The following is a 24,409-nucleotide window of genomic DNA, read 5'->3' as shown; positions in this document are numbered from 1 at the left end:
CAATTACCAAACAAGTTTCGAGAAATCAGCGATTTGCGTAATATCATCCGCGATAACCGCAAGTGACGCAAGACGGTTGTTTCGTACTCCGTCGTCTTTTGCCATAACCATAACGGAATCGAAATAAGCGGTAATGGCTTCTTTAAGAGAAGATAGATTAGCCAGCGCCGATGCAATATCCCCTTCAGCAATTGCGGTTGCAACTGCCGGATGAGCTTTTTGCCATTGCTCGTAAAGCGTACCTTCTGCTGCTTCTTCGAACAAGGATGGATTCACTACGCGTGATTCTGCTTTGGAAGCCAGATTACATACGCGGTTGAATGCATCAATCGTCAATTTAAACTCGCTGCGCTCATTGCCGGATGTCAGTTCATTAATCAGAGATGCACGTTCTACCGTAATACGCAAATCATTAAAGCCAGTAGCCATTACAGCATCAACGACATCGTAACGGTTAGCTTGCTCTGATAATACATTCTTCACGCGAAGGCCAAAGAAGTCATTCAAGTCTTTACGAATTTCATCCTCGCCACGTTTCATTCCACGTTCTGTATGGACAGCCAGTGCAGCATCAAACAGGTCGGTCAGCTTCAAATCCAGGCCTTGAGCCAGAATAATTTGAACAATACCCGAAGCTTGGCGGCGCAGTGCGTATGGATCCTGCGAGCCTGTTGGGATAATACCAATTGAGAAGCAGCCTGCGATTGTATCCATTTTGTCCGCAAGGCTTACGATAGCACCAACAACAGAAGCTGGAGCACGGTCACCGGCAAAACGAGGCTGATAATGCTCGTTGATTGCTTTCGCTACCAACTCGCTCTCGCCTGCTTTACGAGCATAATCTTCGCCCATAATCCCTTGCAGCTCTGGGAATTCGTATACCATTTGAGTAACAAGGTCGAATTTGCATATATCTGCTGCACGGCTTGCTGCAGCCGCAGTATCAGCATCAACACCAAGCTTCGAAGCCAGCAGATCAGCCGTAGCACGGATTCTTCTCACCTTATCGGCGACTGTACCAAGTTCCTCGTGATAGACGATATTCTCAAGTTTTGCAAGTGCGTCGTTAATAGCCAGCTTCTGATCTTCCTCATAGAAGAATTTCGCATCAGATAGACGTGCGCGGAGTACCTTCTCATTACCTCTTGCCACATTCTCAATCGAAGTCCGGTCACCGTTACGCACCGTTACGAAGAACGGCTGCAATTGACCTTCTGCATTAAGTACCGGGAAGTAACGCTGATGTTCGCGCATCGACGTAATCAGAACCTCTTGCGGGATGTTCAAGAAAGCAGGATCGAATGTTCCATATAATACGTTCGGATACTCGACCAGGAATAAGACCTCTTCGAGCAAATCTTCTTTAATCGCAATTTCCCAGTTCTTTTCGTTGGCAAGCTCCTTAATCTGAGACACAATCAACTGCTCACGTTCAGCGACGTCTACAATGACATACTGCTCGCGAAGACGCTCTTTGTATTGAGCAGGCGTCGAGACAACCGTCTCATCACCTAGGAAACGATGACCACGTGATACATTGCCGCTCGCTACGTTCGTAATTTCCAATGGAATGATGTCTTGGCCAAATAAAGCTATAAGCCATTTGATTGGGCGAATGAATTTGAGATCATAGCTGCCCCAACGCATGTTTTTTGGGAACGACATCGAAGTGATCAGGTTCGTCAAGCCTTCCGGCAATACGGTGGCTGTATCTGTCCCTACGCTGCTTTTGTTTGCATACACATATTCAACGCCAGCCAGCTCTTGGAAGAAGAACTGCTCAGGTTCAACGCCTTGGCTGCGTGCGAAGCCAAGCGCCGCTTTGCTCCAATTGCCTTGATCGTCAAGGGCGATTTTACGCGATGGACCTTTTACTTGCTCATTCACATCCGCTTGTTTCTCTTCAACGCCTTGTACGTACAAAGCGATACGACGCGGTGTACCAAACACTTCTACCGCCTCATGAGGAATACGAGAGTCAGCCAGCCATTTGACTGCTTTCTCTTTCAATTGATTCATAGCACCGCGTACGAAACGCGCCGGTACTTCCTCAAGTCCAATCTCCAGCAATAAATCTTTAGCCATTGTTCTCCACTCCCTTCTTCAGCAGCGGGAATCCAAGACGTTCCCGTTCCTCCAAGTAAGTCGCCGCACAAGCACGCGCCAGGTTACGAACACGCATAATGTAGCCCGTACGCTCTGTTACGCTGATCGCGCCACGAGCATCCAGCAGGTTGAAGGTATGGGAGCATTTCAAGACATAGTCGTAAGCAGGGAATACCAGCTTATGTTCAATCGTCTTCTTCGCTTCTTCCTCATACATGTTGAACAATTGGAATAACATCGCCGAGTCAGACGTTTCGAAAGTATATTTCGAATGCTCGAATTCAGGCTGCCAGAACACATCGCCATATTTCACGCCTTCAACCCATTCCAGATCGAACACGTTTTCTTTCTCTTGAATATAGGAAGCGAGCCGCTCCATCCCGTAAGTAATTTCTACTGCAACCGGATTCGCATCAATACCGCCTACCTGCTGGAAGTACGTGAACTGAGTGATTTCCATACCATTAAGCCATACTTCCCAGCCGAGGCCCCATGCGCCAAGTGTTGGCGATTCCCAGTTATCTTCAACAAACCGGATATCATGATGCTTTGGATCGATTCCAAGACGCTTCAAGCTTTCCAGATAAAGCTCCTGAATATTGTCCGGGGAAGGCTTAAGGATAACTTGGAACTGATGATGCTGATACAACCGGTTTGGATTCTCGCCATAACGGCCGTCTGCAGGACGACGGGAAGGCTCAATATAAGCAACATTCCACGGCTCCGGACCAATGGTACGGAGGAACGTCATCGGGTTCATTGTACCCGCGCCCTTCTCTACGTCGTACGGCTGTACGAGAATACAGTTTTGTTCTGCCCAGAATTGCTGCAGTGTCAATATCATGCCTTGAAAATTCATGATTTTTCTCGCTCCTTTATTCTTTAGTAAGGCGAATGGAGAACGCAAAAAACTCTCGTCTCTACGCCTGCTGCCAGACGTAGGGACGAGAGTTGACTCCCGCGGTTCCACCCTACTTGACTTCGCTTCAACCGCTTCATTCCAAGCGGTGTGCGAAAATCCTCTTTTGGTTAATTGACTCCGGAGTGCCGTTTCACAGTTTAGCTTGTCTGGGCTCACACGATCCCCAAATCGCTTGTTCAAGGTTTGAACTGCTACTTTCTCCATCACTGTCCATATATTGATATTCACATATATTAAACATTTTTAATGCAGTTGTCAAACAGGCGTTAGGTATTATTGCCCATTCTTCTATTCGAATGAGTATTTATCCATCTGATCTAGAAAGGAACGGGATTTTAGAGGAATACCAATTTGAACATCCATCAGCTCTCGCATCATTTTTTTCAATTCTTTCTTGGTCTCCGGCTTAACCTGAATCGTCCCTAGACGCCTTATATCCATACGACTGAACAGCCTAAGCAGCTTATAAGCACCATCACTCATCACCAATGCCTGGGCATCATTTCTTGCACAGCGAGGACATAACACGCCTCCTGAATGCGGACTAAGTCGAAAAGGCCCTTGATCGCTCGAGCAGCCCACGCAGAATTCAAGCTCCGGTGAATAGCCGGCTGCATCTAATATACGCATCTCGTAAAGATGCGAAACAATTTGCGGGTCTTTCCCTTCCACCATTGCCGCTAGACCAGCTTTCAGCTGTTCAAATAACAAGGCACCAGACTCGTCCTCCTGAAGCGTCTTGTCAGTAACCTCTGCTAAGTAAGCAGCATATGCGGACAAATCCAGCTGTTCACGTAAAAGATGGTGAGATTCAAGAATCTCACCATGATTGAGAGTGCCAAGCCCTTTATTTCGGAAAAAAACGAATTCACCGTATGTAAATGGCTGCGCGAGAGAAGCATGTCTGCTCTTCACCTTCTTCGCGCCGCGCACCATTACACCAAGCTTACCGTTTGTTTTCGTAAGCAGCGTAATAATTTTATTGCCTTCCCCATAGTCCATGCTGCGGATGACAATGCCCTCCACACGATATAACATGATTTGATTCCTTCTCCCCCATGCTTACTTCAAGGCAGCCTGCAGGATAACAAATTAAAGGGCAGACGAATCCTCGAACTCAGCAGCAAGCTCCTCATTGTCTCCCGGCAAATATTGAGGATGATTCTCTGGACCAAGTTGATCCATTTCCTTGTAGAGCATGTATGACTCCACATCACCGGTCAATGTAAAATACTTCCACGAAAAATTTCGCATTCGTATTCATCCTTTCCGCCTTGGAAATGAAGCCCTAGACGGTACTTAGGATACGATAAATACTCGAATGCTATCCTTAACAAATTTCGTCAATAAAGCTTAATCGTGTCTGAAGCCGAAATCTTTCAAGACGCGCTCCTGATTGCGCCAATCCTTCTTCACTTTGACCCATAACTCCAGGAAAGTACGTGATCCAAGCAATGCTTCGATATCACGGCGTGCCTGCTTGCCAACTTCTTTAAGCAACGCTCCTTTTTTGCCGATAATAATCCCCTTTTGGGAGTCACGCTCGACGAAAATAACAGCGCCGATATATACTACACCGTTCTCCTGTACACGCATATCCTCAATACCAACTGCGATGGAATGTGGAATTTCTTCGCGGGTCATATGCAGGATTTTCTCACGGATCAGCTCTGAAACGACAAATTGTTCTGGATGGTCTGTAATTTGATCGGCCGGATAATATTGAGGTCCTTCCGGCAAATATTTCTGGAGCTGTGCAAGAAGCGTATCAACATTATTACCTTGAAGCGCCGAAATCGGAACTACCTCTGCAAATGGATACATGTCCTTGTATTGCGTTATAGTTGCGAGGAGCTGCTCTGGTTGTACCTTATCAATCTTGTTCATCACAAGAAATACTGGCGTATCCACTTTCTTGAGCTGTTCGATAATGAAACGATCACCGCCGCCAAATCCTTCTGCTACATCGATTAGGAAAAGCACGGCTTCTACCTCTTTCAAGGCGCCTTCTGCCGTCTTCATCATATAATCGCCAAGCTTGGACTGAGGCTTATGAATACCAGGCGTATCGAGAAATACAATCTGCGATGTATCCGTCGTATATACACCATGGATTTTGTTACGAGTTGTTTGGGGCTTGTCCGACATAATGGCGATCTTCTGCCCGATTAAATGGTTCATAAGCGTCGATTTCCCTACATTCGGCCTGCCAATAATAGCTACAAAGCCGGAGCGGAATTTCGTGCTTGAAGGTGTGTTTTGATTCATCTTTATTTTTAACTTCCTTTCTCTAATGAAGCCGGCGTAAATGCGCCGGGAAGCAGTTCCGTAACCGTCATGATATTCCAGTGACCGTTCAGATTGCCCATTACAACCGGCATGTCCGGTGAGCAAAGCTCGACCAGTACTTGCCTGCAGACACCACAAGGAGTGATTGGTCCCTCCGTATCACCCATGACTGCAATAGCCTGAAATTGTCCAGGCCGCTTGCCGTCTGCAATTGCCCGGAAGAGAGCTGTGCGCTCAGCGCAATTACATGGACTATAAGCAGCATTCTCCACATTGCAGCCAAAATGAACGTGGCCGCTTTCGTCAAGTAGTGCCGCTCCTACACGAAAATTGGAGTATGGTACATAAGCTCGCGACATTGCCTCCTTCGCTGCTTCAAGCAATTTCGAATACTCTTTCGATAATCCCTCGAACGCCATGAGCCTCACTCCTATTCTTCGTATCATTACACGATAAAATGCCATAAGGGCGGCCCAAGAATGAGCAGCCCAATTATAACAGCCATACATGCTGCAACAAGTACAGCACCGGCAGCCACATCTTTCGCCGCTTTTGCAAGCGGATGAATGTCGGGGCTAGCCATATCAACGGTATTTTCCACCGCGGTATTCACCATTTCCAACGAAATAACTACCGCAATAGTTAGCAGCAGAACTGCCCATTCCAAGCGTGTCAACGGGAGCATTGCTCCAATTAAGCATACGATCACAGCGGCTATCAAATGGATCTTCATATGCCTTTGTGTCCGAACTGCCAAGACAATCCCTGAACAAGCATAGCCCAAGCTGCGAATAAACTTCAGCATTAACGAGACAAACCTGCCTTTTGCAGGACCGCTTCCTGTTTACCGGTCATCTCCGCTTCGCCTGCATCATCCATATGATCATAGCCAAGCAAATGAAGGAAACCATGTACGAACAGAAAACCAATCTCCCGCTCCAATGAATGGCCGTAATCCTCACTTTGCTCCTGTGCTTTCTCAACGGAAATGACAATATCGCCAAGCATACCGGAGATTGGATCTACTTCATCCTCACTCTCCACCTCAAAAATAATGTCGAGCTCTTCTGTTCCGTCATCCTGCATGGCAAATGACAGTACATCCGTTGGACGGTCGATTGCGCGGTATTCACGGTTAAGCTGATGAATCTGCTCGTTATCAGTAAACGTCAGAGTCACTTCACCATCCGTCAGTCCTTCCATCTCGCCGGCGATCTGAAGAAGCTGTTCTAACCTCTCAATCCATTGATCAGGAATTTCAATTTTGTCTTGTTCATTGCTCCAGTCTAATTGCAAGCTCATGAAAGTTAACGCTCCTTTGGTTTTACATCTTCCGGATATTCAATGCGCGAGTGGAATATGCCAATTACACTTTCCTTCAAGGAATGAGCGATTTTATCAAGCTCTTTCATTGTCAGATCGCATTCATTATATTGATTGTCATCTACCCGACTTTTAATAATCTTCTGGATCATTGCCTCTACCTGTTCCACTGTTGGGCTTCTCAGGCTTCGGACAGCTGCCTCAACACAATCGGCAAGTCCAACAATAGCCGCTTCCTTCGATTGCGCTTTGGGACCCGGATAGCGATAGTCGTCTTCAGTGAAGTTTGCTTGGACCCCCTGCTCCTCGGCCTGCTTAAGCGCTTTGAAGTAGAAAAACTTCAGCGAGGTTGTTCCATGATGCTGCTCCGCAATATCGCGGATGGGCTTCGGAAGATTTTGCGACTTCAGCATATCCACACCGTCACGGGCATGCGCTACAATAATCGATTTACTCAACTTCGGCTCAATCGTATCATGCGGATTTTCCATGTTAGTCTGATTCTCGATAAAATAGCTTGGCCGTTTCGTCTTGCCGATATCATGGTAATAGGAGCCTACGCGGCAGAGCAGCCCATCCGCGCCAATAGCTTCAGCAGCCGCTTCAGCCAAGTTGCCTACCATTACGCTGTGATGGTAAGTTCCCGGCGTCTCTGTTAACAGCTTGCGCAGCAACGGATGATTCGGATTAGAGAGCTCTACCAGCTTCAAAGCGGACAATATACCAAACGTAATTTCAAAGAAGGGCATAAGACCAATCACAAGAATAGCAGTTAACAATCCACTTGCGAAAGCGAAAGCGAGTGAGTACACTAACGGTCCTTGTTCGAGTTGTTCCGTCAGGAACATTAACGACAATACGGCTAACGATCCAAACAAGCTGACCATAATGCCGGCTTTCAGAATCGTGGACCGCTGGCTTGCTCGATGAATCGAGAAAATCGCTGCTAGAGAAACAACGATAATGACAAAGCCGTATTGGAAATCGAAAATTTGCCCCGTTTGTGTATTCAGTATAATACTTCCGGCAATCGCAAACAAAACGGAGCTGATTAAAGCAAGATGCACATCAAGCAGCAGCGTAATTAGCATCGTACCTAGTGCTGCAGGCGCCAAATAACCTGCATAAGGAGCTGAGTCCGTTTGTGTAAGCGAGATGACCTGCATCGTAATGATATTAATCAAATAAATGAGCCACAGCATAAGCAAATGAGTATTACTGTAGCTTGGCTTCGTGCCGCTGCTGCCGCTATATTGATGCAGATACGTGTACAGACCGACAATGATCATCACGGACATTAACAGAAGACCAAGCTGCGGCCAATAGTTCCGTTTATCCTGCAGCAATTCCGATTCTTTCAGCAGTTCATACATTTCAGGCGTAATAATCTCCCCGCGTTTCACGATGAGATCGCCTTCCTTGATTACGACCTGCGGTGTATTCTGCTTAGCCAGAATCTTCGCTTCGTCGGTAGCCTGTTGATCAAGGAACCGGTTTGGCATAATCGTAAAACGCGCCAATTCCTGAACAATCTCCCGGCTTGTACGATTCGTTAATGAACTTGCGTTTACAAGCTCAGCGACCTTTGTTCGTGCCGTCTCTGCATCACGCAGCTGTTCACTCATCAACTTACGAACGACATCTAGACTAACGGTACGCATCTCTTCCAATTGGTCTAGCGATAAGTTAGGCAGCTTGTAGAAGGTCTCCTCAGGGATCGTATAGACCTGCTCCTTGATCACCTTCGTCATTTCATCAAGCAAAGTATCGCTATATTTATCGGAGCCCAAATTCATCTTAACGAAATTATCTACGAACATGCTGTATTTACCGGGAATCTCATTCCGATAGATTTCAACCTTGTTCTGTACCGTCACTTGATCATCCAAATTCAATTGCTCAATCCGGGCAAAAATCTGATCAATCAGCTGTTCGTTGCGCAGGGCGACGTTAGAGTATATCGAATCAATCTTATTCGCCGCTTCTTCCTGTGCTTCAAGCGTTGCCTTGCTATCAAAAATTTGATGCGGTGCTGCTATATCCTTATCACTTGGAGCATCCACTTGAATGTCATAAGTTTCCGGTACCACATGTGGCGCCAGACTGAAATAGAATAACAACACGAACATAAATAATAGCAAGTAACGTACAGCCGCACTCTGTTTCCAGCCAGCCGGCTTCTCCCGCTGCTGGTAAGCTTGTTTACCGGCCTGAGTCTGATTCATGGAGCGGACATCCCTCTCTATGCTTTGTTTTCAGCGTCCCAGTTGTATGCCACGATTATTTTTTGAACCAAGGAATGGCGAACGACGTCTTGCTCTGTGAAATGAATGAAACCAATTTCCTCAATATCTCTAAGAATACGCTGCGCTTCGATGAGACCCGAGTTTTTACCACGCGGCAAATCGATTTGCGTTACATCGCCTGTGATAACCATCTTCGAACCAAATCCGAGCCTAGTCAGGAACATCTTCATTTGCTCTGGAGTCGTATTTTGTGCTTCGTCCAAAATAATAAAGGCATCGTCTAGCGTACGGCCACGCATATACGCAAGTGGTGCGATCTCAATTGTACCACGCTCAAATGCCTTCACCGTTTGATCAGGGCCAAGGACATCATGAAGTGCATCATAGAGCGGTCGCAAATAAGGGTCAACCTTCTCTTGCAGGTCACCTGGCAGGAAGCCTAAACTTTCACCCGCCTCTACGGCAGGACGAGTCAGTATTATTTTTTTAACAGAGTTTTCTTTAAGCGCTGCCACAGCTAGAACAACCGCAAGATAGGTTTTACCGGTACCTGCAGGTCCGATCCCAAACACGATATCCTGCTTCTTGATCGTCTTCACATAATGGCGCTGACCGATTGTCTTCACGCGAATCGGCTTGCCTCTGTAAGTCGTCGTAATTTCAGCTTTAAGCAAATCGAGCAATTCTTCCGCTTGCATGTCGCGTGCTAGATCTAACGCATAGGTAATATCTCTCTCCGAAGGCGTATATCCACCACGGACGAGCTGTAGCAGCACATTATAGAACTGCTCTAGTGATTCCACCTCTTGCACCGGACCGGAAATGACAATTTCCGCTTCGCGAGAAGATAGAGTTGCCTCCATCTGCTGCTGCACGAGCTTAAGAAACTTATCTTGGGGACCAAATACGGCCAAACCCTCTACGGCATTCTGGAGCGGAATTTTGACTACTTTTGCTTCACTCTGCAACAACCTCAATCTCCTTGCATCTGGACTAGTGGCATCTCTTCTACGATTGATTGCTCCACTTCAAAAAGAACTTTCATATAAACTTTACCATTGTCCGAGTTTTCATGCAAAACAATTTCCTTTAATACGACAGCATCACTGCCTGCTTTCTGAATCACATCTGCTTTTGCCTCAAGCATACCGTTATTTTTTGCTTCTTCGACAGAAAGCTCCCTTACGTCCGTACGAACCTCCATAATCGTCTTCTTCAGACGCCCAAACGGCAGTTTCCAATTGCGCCAGGCTGCTTGTTCCTCATAGACAACATCCTCTGAGGTGCCAAATGGATTTTTACCATATCCACTGACTTGCAGCGCACGGTTGCCAATCACGGCATACCACTTTGTTTTCTTCTCGCCGGTATATACCTTTACCTCCTGAGTCAAAGGAGATGCCACATTATATTCATACCATACAAGGCCCCGGACTTTGCCCTTTGCGACTACCGATTGTGTATACTCGCCCCCTCCGATCGTTCCGGAAATAAGGGTTTGTCCTTTACGCACCTTCATATTTTTCTTGRCGACAGGCCGCCCTTTCTCGGTATATATCTCCGTGATCACAGCATCATCAGAAGCTATAAGATGACGTGGACTTTCCAGCTCTGGCTTATCCGGCTCTGTTGCTTCAACGACTTGAATGATGATCCTTGTCCCTTTTTTCTCCACACCAACCCACGTGGCTCCTGGAAGGTCAGTGACCAGTTCCTTGGATAAAACATCTTTATTCTTTAACTTGAATGACCACTGCATGGGGAATATTCCCTCTTGCTTGGCCGCAGCCAGGATTTGCTCCTCCGTCAGCTTGACGTTCCCCTTCACTTCGATTGACCAGACAAGCGAGGACAATAAATAAATGCCGATGAAAAAAACGCCTAGTCCAATAGCAAAAAACTTTCTCTTCTCCACCCGGATGAGCCAAAAAGGCATCCCATGTCTTTTCGTTACATGTACGCGGCAGCCTGTCTCCTTCAAGAACGGACGAAGACGAAAAAAATCTCCAACGGACAGTTCAAATTCCAGCTTCCCGTCGCTTGTCCACCTTATGGAAGACAACTCGAGCCCCCCCTCGAGAGCCCGATTGACAAGCCTTTCAGGTTGTCCATCCCTGATATGCACCGTAACAACACCGCGCACCCACTGCAGCCATTGACCAGCCATGCTTATCCCTCCTGATCCCTTACTTCAATACTTTTAATCTGACCTTCTATGAACACTTCTTCCGTCCAAATTGTCCGTATAACAAGCGAGGTTCCGGTAACCTCGAGCTCGCCTTTGCTGAGTGCAAGTCTAAGCTTCTCGCTCGAGAAATGAAGAACACCTCGGTGGTTCTCGATATAAAGCTGGCGGTCGCCAATCATGGTCATCCGGGGCAGATCATAGACAACATCCTGCGGCAAATCCAATATATCGGCAGTCCATTTGCGTAATTTTCGGTTTATACGGCCCATATCTGATCCATTGTCCCCCTCCGCCGCGCGAGTGCACATTATCGTACTGTACCAAAATATGCTTGAGCGGAGTGAATTATGAGATAAACGATTCCATCCTTTATGGATAAAAATAGAAAACGACTGGCTCATGATGTTTAAGCATCATAAGCCAGTCGTTAATTGTTTTCGCACGGCGGATAAAGTGTGCTTTTTTATTTGCCAAATGGTCGTTTAGAACGCGGAGGCCCTAAAATCTCAGCCCATACAACTGCTTTACGCATCTCCTCAACCTTCGGAGACAACGTAACAGCCTCCTTTGGGCTCTCAGGGAGTGGAGCTATGACATCCGACCTGGAATAAGCCATACGAGCGCGAGGCGGCTCTGGGCGGCGTGCAGGCGCTTGAGGGGATCGCTCATAAGACGCGATCACTTCAGGCTGCGACGGCTCGGAAGGAGGTCTTGCAACGACCGGCCTTGCAGGCTCTACGCTCTTTTCTTCCTCTTCCTCCCAATTCGTTTCGTGCCGGGATTCCCGATTTGGATCGTTTCCACCACCAAAGCTTGGCATACGGTTCGTGCGCCCTTTGGATCGGTTACGGCCAAACATCGAGTAGAGAACTCCGCCTACAACGATGACCCAATAAATATTATCTAGAAGAAAACTGATTACATTCACACCTGCACCTCCATCAAGCGACGCGGCAAGGCGCCTTAGTTGTCTTTATCAGCAGGAGTGTCCGGCTTGCCAATTGTGTTACGCATTTGAGTATCGGCTTCAATATTTTTAAGGTTCATATAATCCATAACGCCAATTTTACCGGATTTAAGAGCATCTGCCATCGCAAGTGGTACTTGCGATTCGGATTCTACAACCTTCGCGCGCATCTCAACGACGCGGGCTTTCATCTCTTGCTCGTGTGCAACCGCCATTGCGCGACGCTCTTCGGCTTTCGCTTGGGCGATACGTTTATCAGCCTCTGCTTGCTCGGTTTGCAGTTGCGCACCAATGTTTTTGCCTACATCGACGTCCGCAATATCGATCGATAAGATTTCAAATGCAGTACCCGCGTCTAAACCTTTGCCAAGAACGGTACGTGAGATCATATCAGGATTCTCAAGCACATCTTTATGAGAATCCGAAGAACCTACGGTTGTAACAATACCTTCGCCTACACGAGCGATAATCGTTTCTTCACCAGCACCGCCGACGAGGCGTTCAATATTCGCACGAACCGTTACACGCGCCTTAACTTTCACTTCAATCCCATTTTTTGCTACTGCCGCTACGATAGGTGTCTCAATCACTCGCGGGTTAACGCTCATTTGTACCGCTAGCAGAACGTCACGGCCAGCTAGATCAATCGCTGCTGCACGTTCAAAGACGAGCGGAATGTTCGCACGTTGCGCTGCAATCAGAGCATTAACAACACGGTCAACGTTACCGCCAGCCAGGAAATGGCTCTCAAGCTGATTAATCGTAAGTCCAAGTCCAGCCTTCGTTGCTTTAATCAACGGGTTCACGATCCTGCTAGGCACTACGCGGCGAAGACGCATAGCAACGAGTGTGATAATGCCGATTCTTACGCCCGAGGCAAGGGCCGAGATCCACAGCATAATCGGGAAAAAGCTTAAAAATACGGAGAGAACAATAATCGCAACCACTACAATAATTAAGACGGATACAATCGGATCCATTTGGTATAACCCTCCATGTCATTTTTTTCTTATTATCCTATACTACTTCTCTTACGACAACCCAGGTCCCTTCGGTCTTAATGACCTTCACTGTCTTGCCTGAGGCAACAAATTCCCCAGAGGTGACGACATCAATTCGGTTCTCCCCGATCAGGATCGTTCCTGCTGGACGAAGCGGCGTAATAGCTACACCTTCCTTACCGAGAAGTTCATCCTTTGTTTCCGCGGACAGATAGCCCTTATCCGTTGTCAGCTTCTCGCGCAAAATAAATTTGTTCCAGATCCCTCTGTCTTTATATTTGCGAACGACGAAGTACAAGATGACCGCAGCTACTACCAAAGCAATGACCAGCGAGACAAAAGCTGTAAGCGGGCTGGAAGCCGCGGTCAGAACGCCTGCAACTAGCGAAACACTGCCAATGATGCCAAGTACACCCCAGCTTGGTACAAACAGCTCTATGACCAATAGGGCTATACCTATCACGAATAGTACAACAGACTCCATTCCTGCAAATCCGGCTACATAATGACCAAAGAAATATAAGCCAAAAGATACAATCCCGACAAGTCCCGGAATGCCAAAGCCTGGAACAAACAGCTCAATGGCAATACCTGCAATACCTAATGTGAAGAGTACCGTCATAACTAGAGGATTCACCAGCCATGTTGCAATCTTCTCAGCTACGGAAGGCTTTAGATCAATGCGCTCCCGGTTATCGAGACCAAGCCATTTGATCGTCTCTTCAACCGATTGCGCTTTGTGCTCCGCATAGCCTACCTTTACCGCCTCATCTGCGGTTAAAGTGAGAATCTGTCCAGCTTGCTTGGTCTGACTAATCTCTGGCATAGATAACACAAAGCTCTGATCAACCATCGCAGCTGCAATATCTGGATTACGCCCATTCAGCTCGGCTGCATCCCTCATCGTTTTCACCCAGAAGGAAATCACCTTTGGACTATCAATGAGTTTCCCTGAACCATCAACAACTGCTGCAGCACCAATTGTACTTTGTGGTTCCATCACAATATTTTGCGCATTAAGCGCAATATACGTGCCTGCCGATACGGCTTTTCCTTCAACGAAAGCGGTTGTCGGAATTTGGCTCTTGCGGATTAGCTCTCCGATTTCCTCGGCACTTGTCACTTCTCCGCCAAATGTATTAATGACAAGCACGACTCTTTCTGCTTTAGCCTCTGCCGCTTCTTTATACGCCCTTTCCAAAAAGGACTTGAGTCCTGACTCAACCGACTGCTTAACCGGCACGACGTATACGGCGGGACCGATGCTTCCCGCTTCAGCGCCTTGCACAGCCTTGCCCCCTGACAGCAGCCCTCCAACGGTCGCAAGCAGCAGTGAGACGAGCATCAGAAGCGGCCAAATGACAGCCGATCTATGCCAACGTTTCGTTTGCAAAGTGTCGCTCCTCCTTTTCAATCAGTAACCGTTTATACGCTTATATGTACATTATGTTTCAAAATTGTCACAACTACGTGAAAATAGCTTAGCGACTCTTAACGTGAAAGTCTAGTTAAAGCAAAAACACCCCTGTTAAGGGGTGTTTCCGTCCGAACATATAGTTATTGCAGAAATTGTTGTACATATTGATTTACTAGTTTACCATCAGCGCGCCCTTTTGTTTTTGGCAAAAGCGCACCCATGACTTTTCCCATCTCGGCTTTAGAAGAAGCACCGAGTTCCTGGATGGTCTGCGTTACAATCGCTTTAATCTCTTCTTCGGTCAGCTGAACGGGAAGGTATTGACTAATAATTTCAATTTCTGCTGAAAGATCTGTAACCAGATCATCTCTGCCGGCTTTGCTAAATTCTTGGAGGGAATCTTTACGTTGTTTGATCTCACGACTGAGTATATCTACCACTTCAGTATCCTCAAGAGGACGCTTCAAATCAATCTCCAAATTTTTAATTGCCGCACGAATCATACGAATCGTCGTCAACTTGAACTTGTCCTGATTCTTCATGGCTTGCTTCATATCGTCGGTCAATCTATCGCTCAGGTTCATTATGGAAGGATCCTCCTAAAACTTTCTCTTACGCGCAGCCTCAGACTTCTTCTTGCGCTTAACACTTGGCTTTTCATAATGCTTGCGTTTTTTCACCTCAGCCAAAACACCATCTTTAGCGATGGAACGTTTAAAGCGGCGAAGCGCAGCATCAATAGTTTCGTTTTTGCGAACTTTAGTTTCAGACACCAGTTTTCCCTCCCTCCGAAACAGACCGTCCAGAGCATTAAATAAACACGGTTTATCAAATTTCATTATAAGACAAAACAAAATGAAGTGTCAACTTACACTATTTCCTACTAACGCTCCAAGTTTCTCTCCACCTAATAAATGGATGTGTAAATGATATACGACCTGGCCGCCATCACTATTCACATTATTAATCAGCCGATAGCCTGACTCGGCAATTCCTTGCTGCTTAGCGATTTCTCGCGCTGCTGCGAACAATTCCGCGATAACCGAATCATCCTCTTCAGTTACATCGTTCATCGTAGGAATATGTTTTTTTGGAATAATCAATATATGTACAGGAGCCGCAGGCTGAATATCTTTGAATGCGATTACGTTCTCGGTTTCGTACACTTTACTCGAAGGAATGGAGCCCTCGATAATTTTGCAAAAAATGCAATCCAAATATGCCCCTCCCTTCATCCATACTATTCCATATTATAACCGATAACAGGTATGCTCGTCCAATCGGCGGACGCCAGTCAGAACGCAGCCGCGTTTGTGAGCCGGTACAGCATCCTTTTAATAAAATGGCAGCAGCGACAGGGCGAGTAAACCTGAGAGCGGCAGCACCTGACGATAGAACCGTCCTCTTGGATAATACGGATATGGGTACAGTCCAGGGTATGGTACAAAAGCTCTGGCATCCCAGCCAAGTGACCCGCTGCAAGGTACGGCCAAACAGATATATTTGTCATCCACATACTCAACAATCCCATCAATACACCAGCCGTCATGCGTTTGGGCAAGCACATACCGGTGCATATGCGCGGAACAATGATCTTGCAGCGACTGCTTCTGCTGCACGGCTATAGCTGCTTCTGCTGCAAGGGCTTGATTCTCCACCTTCGCCGGAGCAATTAGAGCAGGCTTGGAAGCGGCTGGTTTTACCTCTGATGACTTACCTTTTTCCTTCTTGCTTTTCTCCATCTTGTGAGCCTCCCGTCTGCTACTATCGTATGCAGGACTGGGCATTTGGCTACTGGGCTGGATATTTCATGCTAGAATGCTCGTTGATTGACTGCTCAAGCTGCTTCGCAATATCAAGCCACCCGATACCGGCCCCAATCTGGATAGAACCGCTGCGTGACTTGGCTGCCTCAAATTGAAACTGCTCCAAAATCGCCAGCTGCGACGCATAAACGTCCTTCAAAGATTTCAAATAGCCGGCTTCTGCTTCTGTAAGTGTTCCATCCTGCTCATTAATGTATTGGAGCGAATTAATGACATCAATGATATAGTCAAATACTTGATCGGAATCATACTTGCTCTCGTCAAAGCTGTGTGATTGCTGCAAAAACTCATTTACGCCTGAGGCATCCCGGATAACCGCGCCAGCATCAGTATCTTTACCATCAAGCAAAGCCCCGGCAATATCCAATACAGCCTGATAATAAGCGGATGCTTTAGTCGCTGACCCGATTATCGCTATACCTTTATCATACTTATTGTTTTGTTCCCCTTGCAGCGATTGCGAATACAAGAAAACATTACCGGTGAGACTAAATACAAGCAGCAGTAACGTGATCGGCAACGCATATGACCGTTTCTTCGATTGTTGTTCCTGTTCCATGAATGTCCATCCTTCCTGATCATTGAGCAATGCATATGTATGATACCTAAAAACTTTCCTGCTGGAAAGTTTTTAGGTATATGCTTCCGATGTAACTTTCTATAGAAAGTTTTAAGGCTTATGCTTCCGATGTAACTGTCTATAGAAAGTTTTAACTATAATCGAACCGCCTGTCCTCCATCAAAGAAAAAGACATGACTTTCGGCAATCGGCTTACCAATGACAGATTCAATGGCTTCCGCATACAGCTCGAGCTGGAATCTATGACGTTCAGCCGCCTGCTCCCACTGCTTCATATAGATGCGATCCGTTTTGTAATCTAGCAGTACAACCCCATCCGCGTCTTCGAACAAACAGTCAATAACGCCTTGAATGAGCACCGGTTCGCCAGCGGCGTCCGCAGAAAGACTCGGGTACACACGATGGGCCGGAAACATACAGCTGAATGGCACTTCCCTGCGAACCCAATCAGCGGCGACTAATCGCTGACCAATTGCCGTTTCGAAGAAAGAGGCAACAGCAGGCAAATCAATTGATTCCGCCTGCCTTGTAGTAAGCAGTCTTCGCGCGATCATATCGCTGAGCATCGTCTCCAGCTCAGCTACACTTACGACACCAGTAAGAGGGATATGCTGCATGAGCAAATGACTGACTGTTCCCTTCTCAGCAGCTGTTAATGCCGCTTCCTCCATGAATCGAGGTCGTCTTAAACGGAACGTGTAGCTTCCGCTTCCTGCATTCTTTGTGCTATCATCCTGCTCAGTAATGACTGCAGGTATCATAGGCTCCGCTTCCTCATAGATTTCTGAATGAAGACGTTTCATCTCGGTAACCGACGTTTTTGCAGCTACGACAGTTGACGCCTGATGGCTATACTGCCACTCCAATCGAATACGGAGCTCCTCGTCGACTTCCACTTGATCAAGCTGTGCTAATGACAGAACCCCTTGAAGCCGATCCTCTCGCTCTTGATCCCCATCTGTTGGCTGCTCTGTGCCTACAGCGACTTCGAGGCCCAACATTGACGCCTCAACAACACCAGCCCTCCATTGCAGCAAGCGTGATTCTTCCTCACCGGAGATAGAATCATCAGGCATTTGATTAAAGGAAGAAGCAGCAAGCGGGCCAAGCCAATCTAGGAAGGTTGAAGCCGTGCTAAGCCGGAAATCTGAAATATTCCCATTTGAATCCGTAGCCGATTGCCAGCGGCGAAGCTTGGCAGCAGCATCCGATACTGTGCCAATTAGGAACATTTTTTCCTTAGGACGTGTTAAAGCAACATACAGGATCCGCATTTCTTCCGCGAGCATCTCCATCCGCATACGTCGACGAATGGCCAAGAATGGCAAGGCTGGATAACTGACCCGCTTCTGCGGATCAATAAATTTAGGACCAAACCCCAGCTGCTTATGCTTTAGAAAGGCACTTCGCAAATCCTGCTGATTGAAGTTCTTACCTAACCCTGCCACAAACACAACCGGGAATTCCAGACCTTTACTCTTATGAATGGACATGATGCGTACAACATTCTCCTGCTCACCAAGTGCCCTTGCTGTACCTAGGTCTCCACCGCTGTCTCTCATCCGCTCAACAAACCGCAGGAACCGGAATAAACCACGGAACGAAGTCGCCTCATATTGGCGAGCACGGTCATGTAAGGCCCTTAAGTTTGCCTGCCGCTGTATCCCTCCCGGAAGTCCACCGGCAAAATCATAATAACCCGTCTCCCGATAGATGCTCCAGATCAAATCTGCTAAGGAGCCTTGTCTCGCGTCATTCCGCCATCGGTCAAGCCGATCGAGGAACAGCGACAGCTTACGTCTTAGCTCCTCAGGAAGCAGCAGATCGCCAGCCGCCTGCAGCACGGCATCATAATAAGTGTCATGAATCGCACCAATTCGAATGAGTGCAAGTTCCTCGGCATTTAGCCCAAAGATTGGTGAACGAAGCGTGCCCGCTAGCGGAATATCTTGATACGGATTATCGATTACACGAAGCAGGGATAAGATCGTCTCCACCTCTGTTGCATCAAAATATCCGCTGCTGAGCTCTGCATACCCTGGAATGCCCGCAGCTTGAAGCTCTTCAATGATGACAGGCGACCACTGCTGGGTAGCACGCAGCAAGATAACGATATCACGCCATTCCATTGGACGACTTTCCCGCTTCTTGCCATCATACACCCGGAAGCCCTCATCAAGCAGCGTTCTAATTTGACGGGCAATGAGACGAGCCTCCAATTGTGCGGTTTGAAGCTCTTCGACTGATTCAGCTCCGCTTGATCCTTGCTCGGCATCCTCTTCGGAATCAGCTGACGTTTGATTCTCCTCAGATTCGGGAGAGCCTGCTTTATCAATAACCGCGAGCTCCACGGCAAATCGTCCAGCCTTCTCTGGCTCAGGATATGAGGCGCCGCATACAAGCTCAGCCCGCGTGTCATAATCCATCTCTGCAACGGATTCCCGCATAATGGTGCGGAACACGTCGTTAACTCCATCGACGACTTCAAGCCGGCTTCGGAAATTACGGGCAAGGTCAATGCGCAGGCCATTTCCGCCAGGTGCTCCGTAATTTTTATACTTACTCATAAACAAATTAGGCTCTGCAAGACGGAACCGGTAAATACTCTGCTTAACATCGCCTACCATAAAGCGATTACCTGCATTCGGATTCGCGATCAGAGATACAATAGCCTCTTGCACCATGTTCGTATCTTGATACTCATCGAGCAGGATCTCATCAAATTGTCGTTGATATTCAAGCGCAGCTGATGATGGAGCCGTTACTTCAGGCGTCGATTCCGGTGCCCGCAATATTCGCAGGCAATAATGTTCTAGATCGCCGAAATCAAGCAGCCCTTTAGCCCGTTTAGCTGCTTCATATCTTTGTCCGAACTCGATAACAAGCTCAGACAAAGCCCCCATCAGTGGTGAGAGCTCTTGCATCTCGTCAGCAAATTCCTCTGCAGAGCGGCCAAACAACTCATCAGCAAGCGAGCTGATCAGCTTTTTCGCGTTGTCGCGAAGCTCTTTGGCCTGTTCCTGCATAGTTTTATCATAATCATCGCCGCGCAAGGCCTTAAGCTTACCGAATTGAATCGATTGAAATGACTCAAACCACAGCTCCCAAGGGAGCATACGTACCGTCTCTGAGAGTCCATTCACGAGCCCTAGATCCTCTTCGAAGGTTGCAGCATAAGGGGCTGGGCCGGCAGGTTCTCTGGTCAACTGCATGGCTTGATTCAACAAGGAAGCTGCTCCTGACAATGCCATCTCAACATCAGACCGGAGACTTAGCACCCACGGGCTGCTGCGAAGCTCCTCCACATTGTTCACCGCAAAGCTCGCAGCTGTCTGTCGCAGCCAATGCTCAGGCCACGGATGGCTTTGAGCGAAGTCATATAGCTGCTGAACCAGTCTGTATAAGGGTTCATCTCCGCGTTCTCCGCCGTAACGGTCCGCTAGACGCAGGAATGCACCATCGTCACCAGCACCCTCATACTTCTCCTCGAACAATTGATCGAGCACGTCGATCCGCATCAGTTCGCTTTCCGTTTCGTTCGCAATCCGGAAGCCAGGATCAAGCCCAATCAATGGATAATACCGGCGAATGACGTCCAGGCAAAAAGAGTGAAGTGTCGTAATCGACGCCCGATTCATAAGCGCAAGTTGCCTCCGCAAATGCTCGGAATCCGGCTGCCGCTCGAGCTCCTTTTCCAGTGCGATCCTGATCCGGTCTTTCATCTCGGCTGCCGCGGCTTTCGTAAACGTAGCAACAAGCAGTCTGTCAACATCTGAGAAGGAAGAGATCTTCCGGATAATCCGTTCTACAAGAACAGCTGTCTTACCAGAACCAGCTGCTGCTGCGACCAGAACATCCGACCCTTCGGTTACAATCGCACGCCACTGGTCATCTGTCCAAGTACTGTTCTCCGGTTTTGCCGGCACATTAGTCGTTTCCATGAGTTATCTCCTCCTCTCCTTGCAGCTGCTGCCATATTTCTTCTTCAGAGAGCTTGCCAAGCTTCATATATTCATTGCCGTCAAACAACGGATCAAATTGGCATACCGGCTTATAATCGCAATATTGACATGGGGACTTGGTTCCGAGACGGTACGGTTCAATGGATACTTTCCCGCAGCCAATCTCTGAGCCAATCCGGCCAATTGTACGTCTAACCGAGCTTCGAAGGGTATCCCACTGTTCGTCTGTAACAACGGAAGAGCTGCTGTAAAATCCGCCGTCACGCTTAAGTGCAATGGGCAGGATTTCCGAATAACCGGATTCCAGCTGGTCGTCCATTAATCGTGCTGTCTCCGCCTCAGCAGTTATAAGACCACGTGTCTTGAACTTTTTCAACATTCTTGCATTTACTTCCGCTCCGGACAAACCGTTCGATACGGCAAGCATAGGATTATGAACATGGAAATAAAGCACACCAGCAGGCGATGCCGGCTTGCCTAGCCATTCTGAAGCATGAGTAACAAGCACATCCAAATAAGTGAGCATCTGCAACGACAGGCCAAATGCCACTTCTTCCAGCCTCAGCTGTGTGGAGCTGGACTTATAGTCGAGCACACGCAGCAATAGCCCTTCCTCCGTCTCAGCCGCATCTACGCGGTCAATCCTTCCGATAATCTCCATCGTCCCGCCATTATTAAGTGGAATGATAAGCGAAGGGAGCGTTCCATCCGGACCAAAATCAACCTCCAGCCCAACAGGCTGGAACTGTGCTCTGCGTGAATGCTCACTTAAGATTACGGCTGCTTGTGCAACAATCTCCTTCAGCTTGCGGGCGATATATTGAAATCTGCCGCTGCTGAGCAAAATTTGCGATTGCAGTCTTGGAGCAAGCTCATCAACAGTTTTGGCTGCCGCTTCACGTATCTGTCCTTCCGGCATCGAGCCCCAGCGTTGACCAAGACCTCCTGCCAAGCGGCTGAGTGCCGCGTGGAACAGTTGGCCGACATCCGGCGCTTCAAGCCGGTACATCTGCCGTTCCCGAAGACGCAGGCCATGGATTGCAAAATGTTGAAAAGGACAAGAAACGAACCGCTCCATACGAGATACACTTGCCCTGAGTCTAGTGCCATACAGCTGTTCCGCCGTTGCCAACGTGAGCTCCTGCTCTTGGTTCGAGTAGCTGAGGGATGCATTAAGCAGTTGAAGCTTATCCTGCCATTCGGGACGTATGGCATACCAGTTGTACATATCCCACCAGAAAGGCGCAATGTCCGCTCCTTGCCGCCAAGCCCGTAGTTCGGTAATCAAATAGGCCAGCGTCCGCTGTGGATGTTCTATATAGGAGCGCTGCTCATCTTCTTCCATTCCAGGAGAAGGCTCACCAGCGGCTTGATAGACAGGGATGCCAGGGAACAGCTGCTTAACCTGCCGAATCACTTCGGAAGGCAGAAGGCTTTTGCCTTCTTCGTCTGCCTGCGCCCAGCTGATCCACAGATGAGCGCTTGGTGTGGTTAAAGCATTATAAATCAAGAAACGTTCATCCAAGAGGCGTCGTCGGACGCCAGGAGCCATAACAAGCCCTTCATCAGCCAGCCGCTCCCGTTCCTGCTCGGTCAGCACACCGTCCTCTTGAATACGCATCGGCATCACACCGTCATTAGCACCAAGCACATAACAAATCTTCACATCCCCAGAACGAGTCCGGTCCATACTGCCGATCAACGCCTGATCTAGGGCAGGTGGAACTGCCGCCAGCTTCAAATTCTCAAGGCCTGTCTCTATCATGCCAGCGAACAGCTCAGGCGGCATCTCCTCATCACCAACCATCTCAACGAGCTGGTCGAGCAGCTGCATCACGCCATCCCATAGCTGACGATGGGCCCTAGCACGCTGTGTGCGCCCTGCAGCGCTGTCCTCACGGCTCCAGCGCTCCAAACGATCAGCTGCATCAGAGTGGTCTAGCAGACGATACAGCGCTTCGCACATGGCCTTTACGTTTGGTGCTTTTTTCAAAGCCTGTTCAAATCGACGAAGCGGAGGCACGATAGCCTCTCTAGCAGCCAGCACAGCATTAAACTCGCGTTTAGCTTTGGCGCTTGGCTCTGCTGCCGTCTCAGGTTCATCTTCCAGTGATTGCTGCATTAACGGCTGCCACCTGGAGCGGTCAAGCCATTTCCAGCCGTCTACACCCGCGGCAAGAACGTAATTCTCCAGCCGGTCGAACAGCTCTCTGGACATGCTCCCATCAATCGGGAATAACAGCTCTGTCTTAATACAGCGGAAAACAGCCTCATAATGCCAGCCATGAAGCACAGTCTCCAGCGCCGAACGAATAAATTCGACGAGCGGATGATGAACGGTATTGTTCTTTTGGTCAAGGAAATAAGGAATTTGATAGTCATCAAATATCGTTTGAATATAATCTGTATAGTCTGTCGCATTACGCACCATAACGGCCATATCGCGCCAACGCAGTCCATCCTCTCGTGCTCTTCGCACCATATCCCTAGCGGCTGCTTCAACTTCCGCTCTCCGGTTCGCAGATGCATGAAGAGATACTCCGCATGCGGGATTCTGTGCGGCAAGAAGCTTCTTATCCGGCAGAAGCATCGGCGTCCTGCCTCCATAATGCTTTTCCAAATGCGCCAGCATTGGACTACTTCCAAATCTAGACGGCACTCCTTCACTAAGAACAACCGTCTCCTGTACCGTTATGCCTGCCTGCGCTGCCAAAGCCAGCAGCTTCCCATATGTTTCGGCCGTAGGATGGAACAGTTCCAGCTCATGCGGCACTTCACCCTCATCGTAAGGACGGTCTAGTGTCAGAGCTACAGTTACCTCGGCAGATGAAGCAATCAACACTCCTAGTGCTTCATACTCCTTAGGTGTAAAGCCATGGAACCCGTCAATCCACAGCTCTGCGCCTCGCATTGCTGGAGCGGAAGCGTAACTTGCGGTCAACTGCGTCAAATAGTCTTCGGAGTCAATATATAACCCGCTGAGCTCCAGCTCTAATTTGTCATAGACAAGGCGCAGGTCATGCAGCTTGCGATTGAGAAGTGAAGCCCCCTCTACCGAAGCTGTCTTTATTTTTAATAATTCTGCATCAATGCCGTAGCGTTTCCACTCTGTGAGCAATTCTCCAAGCCGTTCAATAAAGCCCGGCTGCCCTGCACCATTCTGGAACAATTCCAGCTGCTTGCCTAGGCGGTGAATGATCTTAAACAGCATCATATGCTTGCCGTTATCGCTGATCGGTATTAGCGCAGTGCCGCCTGTCTCCTGCATCACACGAAAGGCTAGACGCCGGAAGCTCAGAGCTTGAGCGCGTATAGTTCCGCAAAGTTCGGTTCCTTTCAGCAAGGCGTACTCTGTCTGGAAAGTAGCTTGCTCCGGCACGAGCATAATAAGCGGCGCTCCATCCGGTTCACGCTGCAGTTTTGCCCGAATGGCATCCAGGCAAAATGTGGTTTTCCCCGTTCCTGAACGGCCTAACACAAATCGAAGCCCCATCCCCAGACCTTCCTTTCCGATTCCATCTCATAATCTATTATTCTACCATATCGGCAGTTCTTTTTCATTCAAACGACAAACGTATGTTC

22 protein-coding genes are annotated in these 24,409 nt (G+C 48.1%); all 22 read right to left on the bottom strand.

The features are described 5' to 3' along the window. Positions 1-3: 3 nt before the first annotated feature. Positions 4-2,085 carry a glycine--tRNA ligase subunit beta gene (glyS, locus tag AB4Y93_RS06290; protein WP_441890049.1) on the bottom strand — a complete coding sequence of 694 codons (2,082 nt, stop codon included), beginning with the start codon at positions 2,083-2,085 and terminating at the stop codon, positions 4-6. Continuing rightward, complete coding sequence (gene glyQ / locus AB4Y93_RS06285; protein ID WP_167272490.1) at positions 2,078-2,965, bottom strand: glycine--tRNA ligase subunit alpha; 888 nt, start codon at positions 2,963-2,965, stop codon at positions 2,078-2,080. The genes glyS and glyQ overlap by 8 nt, the downstream gene beginning before the upstream one ends. 351 nt (positions 2,966-3,316) lie before the next feature. Then, the gene (gene recO / locus AB4Y93_RS06280) at positions 3,317-4,066 is read right to left on the bottom strand and encodes a DNA repair protein RecO (protein WP_441890046.1); all 750 of its coding nucleotides are present in this window, start codon (positions 4,064-4,066) and stop codon (positions 3,317-3,319) included. A 54-nt stretch (positions 4,067-4,120) separates the two neighbouring features. Next, positions 4,121-4,282 (bottom strand): YqzL family protein, encoded by a 162-nt coding sequence (locus tag AB4Y93_RS06275; RefSeq protein ID WP_167272484.1) that lies wholly within the window; start codon positions 4,280-4,282, stop codon positions 4,121-4,123. Positions 4,283-4,381: 99 nt separating this feature from the next. Next, a complete protein-coding gene (gene era / locus AB4Y93_RS06270; RefSeq protein WP_441890044.1) occupies positions 4,382-5,296 on the bottom strand; it encodes a GTPase Era in 915 nt (304 codons plus the stop codon). An 8-nt stretch (positions 5,297-5,304) separates the two neighbouring features. Continuing rightward, positions 5,305-5,736 carry a cytidine deaminase gene (gene cdd, locus AB4Y93_RS06265; RefSeq protein ID WP_441890042.1) on the bottom strand — a complete coding sequence of 144 codons (432 nt, stop codon included), beginning with the start codon at positions 5,734-5,736 and terminating at the stop codon, positions 5,305-5,307. Between the two features lie 26 nt (positions 5,737-5,762). Continuing rightward, on the bottom strand, positions 5,763-6,122 hold the full coding sequence (locus AB4Y93_RS06260; protein ID WP_441890040.1) for a diacylglycerol kinase family protein: 360 nt from the start codon (positions 6,120-6,122) through the stop codon (positions 5,763-5,765). Continuing rightward, complete coding sequence (gene ybeY, locus AB4Y93_RS06255) at positions 6,122-6,619, bottom strand: rRNA maturation RNase YbeY (RefSeq protein WP_167272455.1); 498 nt, start codon at positions 6,617-6,619, stop codon at positions 6,122-6,124. Before ybeY ends, AB4Y93_RS06260 begins: the two co-directional genes overlap by 1 nt. Positions 6,620-6,624: 5 nt before the next feature. Beyond that, positions 6,625-8,865: an HD family phosphohydrolase gene (locus AB4Y93_RS06250; protein ID WP_441890038.1), complete on the bottom strand. Its 2,241-nt coding sequence runs from the start codon at positions 8,863-8,865 to the stop codon at positions 6,625-6,627. Between the two features lie 17 nt (positions 8,866-8,882). Further along, positions 8,883-9,857, bottom strand: coding sequence for a PhoH family protein (locus tag AB4Y93_RS06245; RefSeq protein WP_441890036.1), 975 nt, complete (start codon positions 9,855-9,857; stop codon positions 8,883-8,885). Between the two features lie 2 nt (positions 9,858-9,859). Further along, positions 9,860-11,053 (bottom strand): sporulation protein YqfD, encoded by a 1,194-nt coding sequence (gene yqfD, locus AB4Y93_RS06240; protein WP_441890034.1) that lies wholly within the window; start codon positions 11,051-11,053, stop codon positions 9,860-9,862. Between the two features lie 2 nt (positions 11,054-11,055). Next, complete coding sequence (yqfC, locus tag AB4Y93_RS06235; protein ID WP_167272438.1) at positions 11,056-11,343, bottom strand: sporulation protein YqfC; 288 nt, start codon at positions 11,341-11,343, stop codon at positions 11,056-11,058. Positions 11,344-11,537: 194 nt separating this feature from the next. Further along, positions 11,538-12,002 (bottom strand): hypothetical protein, encoded by a 465-nt coding sequence (locus AB4Y93_RS06230; protein ID WP_441890032.1) that lies wholly within the window; start codon positions 12,000-12,002, stop codon positions 11,538-11,540. Between the two features lie 35 nt (positions 12,003-12,037). Then, positions 12,038-13,021, bottom strand: a complete 984-nt coding sequence (floA, locus tag AB4Y93_RS06225) for a flotillin-like protein FloA (RefSeq protein WP_167272420.1) — start codon at positions 13,019-13,021, stop codon at positions 12,038-12,040. 37 nt (positions 13,022-13,058) lie between these two features. Continuing rightward, positions 13,059-14,435: an NfeD family protein gene (locus tag AB4Y93_RS06220; RefSeq protein WP_441890029.1), complete on the bottom strand. Its 1,377-nt coding sequence runs from the start codon at positions 14,433-14,435 to the stop codon at positions 13,059-13,061. Between the two features lie 164 nt (positions 14,436-14,599). After that, a complete protein-coding gene (locus AB4Y93_RS06215) occupies positions 14,600-15,043 on the bottom strand; it encodes a GatB/YqeY domain-containing protein (RefSeq protein WP_167272418.1) in 444 nt (147 codons plus the stop codon). Between the two features lie 15 nt (positions 15,044-15,058). Further along, positions 15,059-15,232: a 30S ribosomal protein S21 gene (gene rpsU, locus AB4Y93_RS06210; protein WP_005547957.1), complete on the bottom strand. Its 174-nt coding sequence runs from the start codon at positions 15,230-15,232 to the stop codon at positions 15,059-15,061. Between the two features lie 90 nt (positions 15,233-15,322). Continuing rightward, the gene (locus AB4Y93_RS06205) at positions 15,323-15,676 is read right to left on the bottom strand and encodes a histidine triad nucleotide-binding protein (protein ID WP_441890027.1); all 354 of its coding nucleotides are present in this window, start codon (positions 15,674-15,676) and stop codon (positions 15,323-15,325) included. 117 nt (positions 15,677-15,793) lie between these two features. Next, positions 15,794-16,201, bottom strand: a complete 408-nt coding sequence (locus AB4Y93_RS06200; RefSeq protein WP_441890025.1) for a hypothetical protein — start codon at positions 16,199-16,201, stop codon at positions 15,794-15,796. A gap of 49 nt (positions 16,202-16,250) precedes the next feature. Beyond that, entirely contained in the window at positions 16,251-16,844 is a 594-nt protein-coding gene (locus tag AB4Y93_RS06195) for a hypothetical protein (RefSeq protein WP_441890023.1), read from the bottom strand. Between the two features lie 155 nt (positions 16,845-16,999). Beyond that, positions 17,000-20,806 (bottom strand): helicase-exonuclease AddAB subunit AddA, encoded by a 3,807-nt coding sequence (addA, locus tag AB4Y93_RS06190; protein WP_441890021.1) that lies wholly within the window; start codon positions 20,804-20,806, stop codon positions 17,000-17,002. Beyond that, complete coding sequence (gene addB, locus AB4Y93_RS06185) at positions 20,793-24,320, bottom strand: helicase-exonuclease AddAB subunit AddB (protein ID WP_441890019.1); 3,528 nt, start codon at positions 24,318-24,320, stop codon at positions 20,793-20,795. The genes addA and addB overlap by 14 nt, the downstream gene beginning before the upstream one ends. Between the last annotated feature and the right edge of the window lie 89 nt (positions 24,321-24,409).

Origin of the sequence: Paenibacillus sp. YAF4_2 (genome assembly GCF_052113225.1) — a bacterium.
Classification (GTDB): domain Bacteria; phylum Bacillota; class Bacilli; order Paenibacillales; family Paenibacillaceae; genus Pristimantibacillus.
This window is presented reverse-complemented; position numbering and strand designations above follow the sequence as displayed.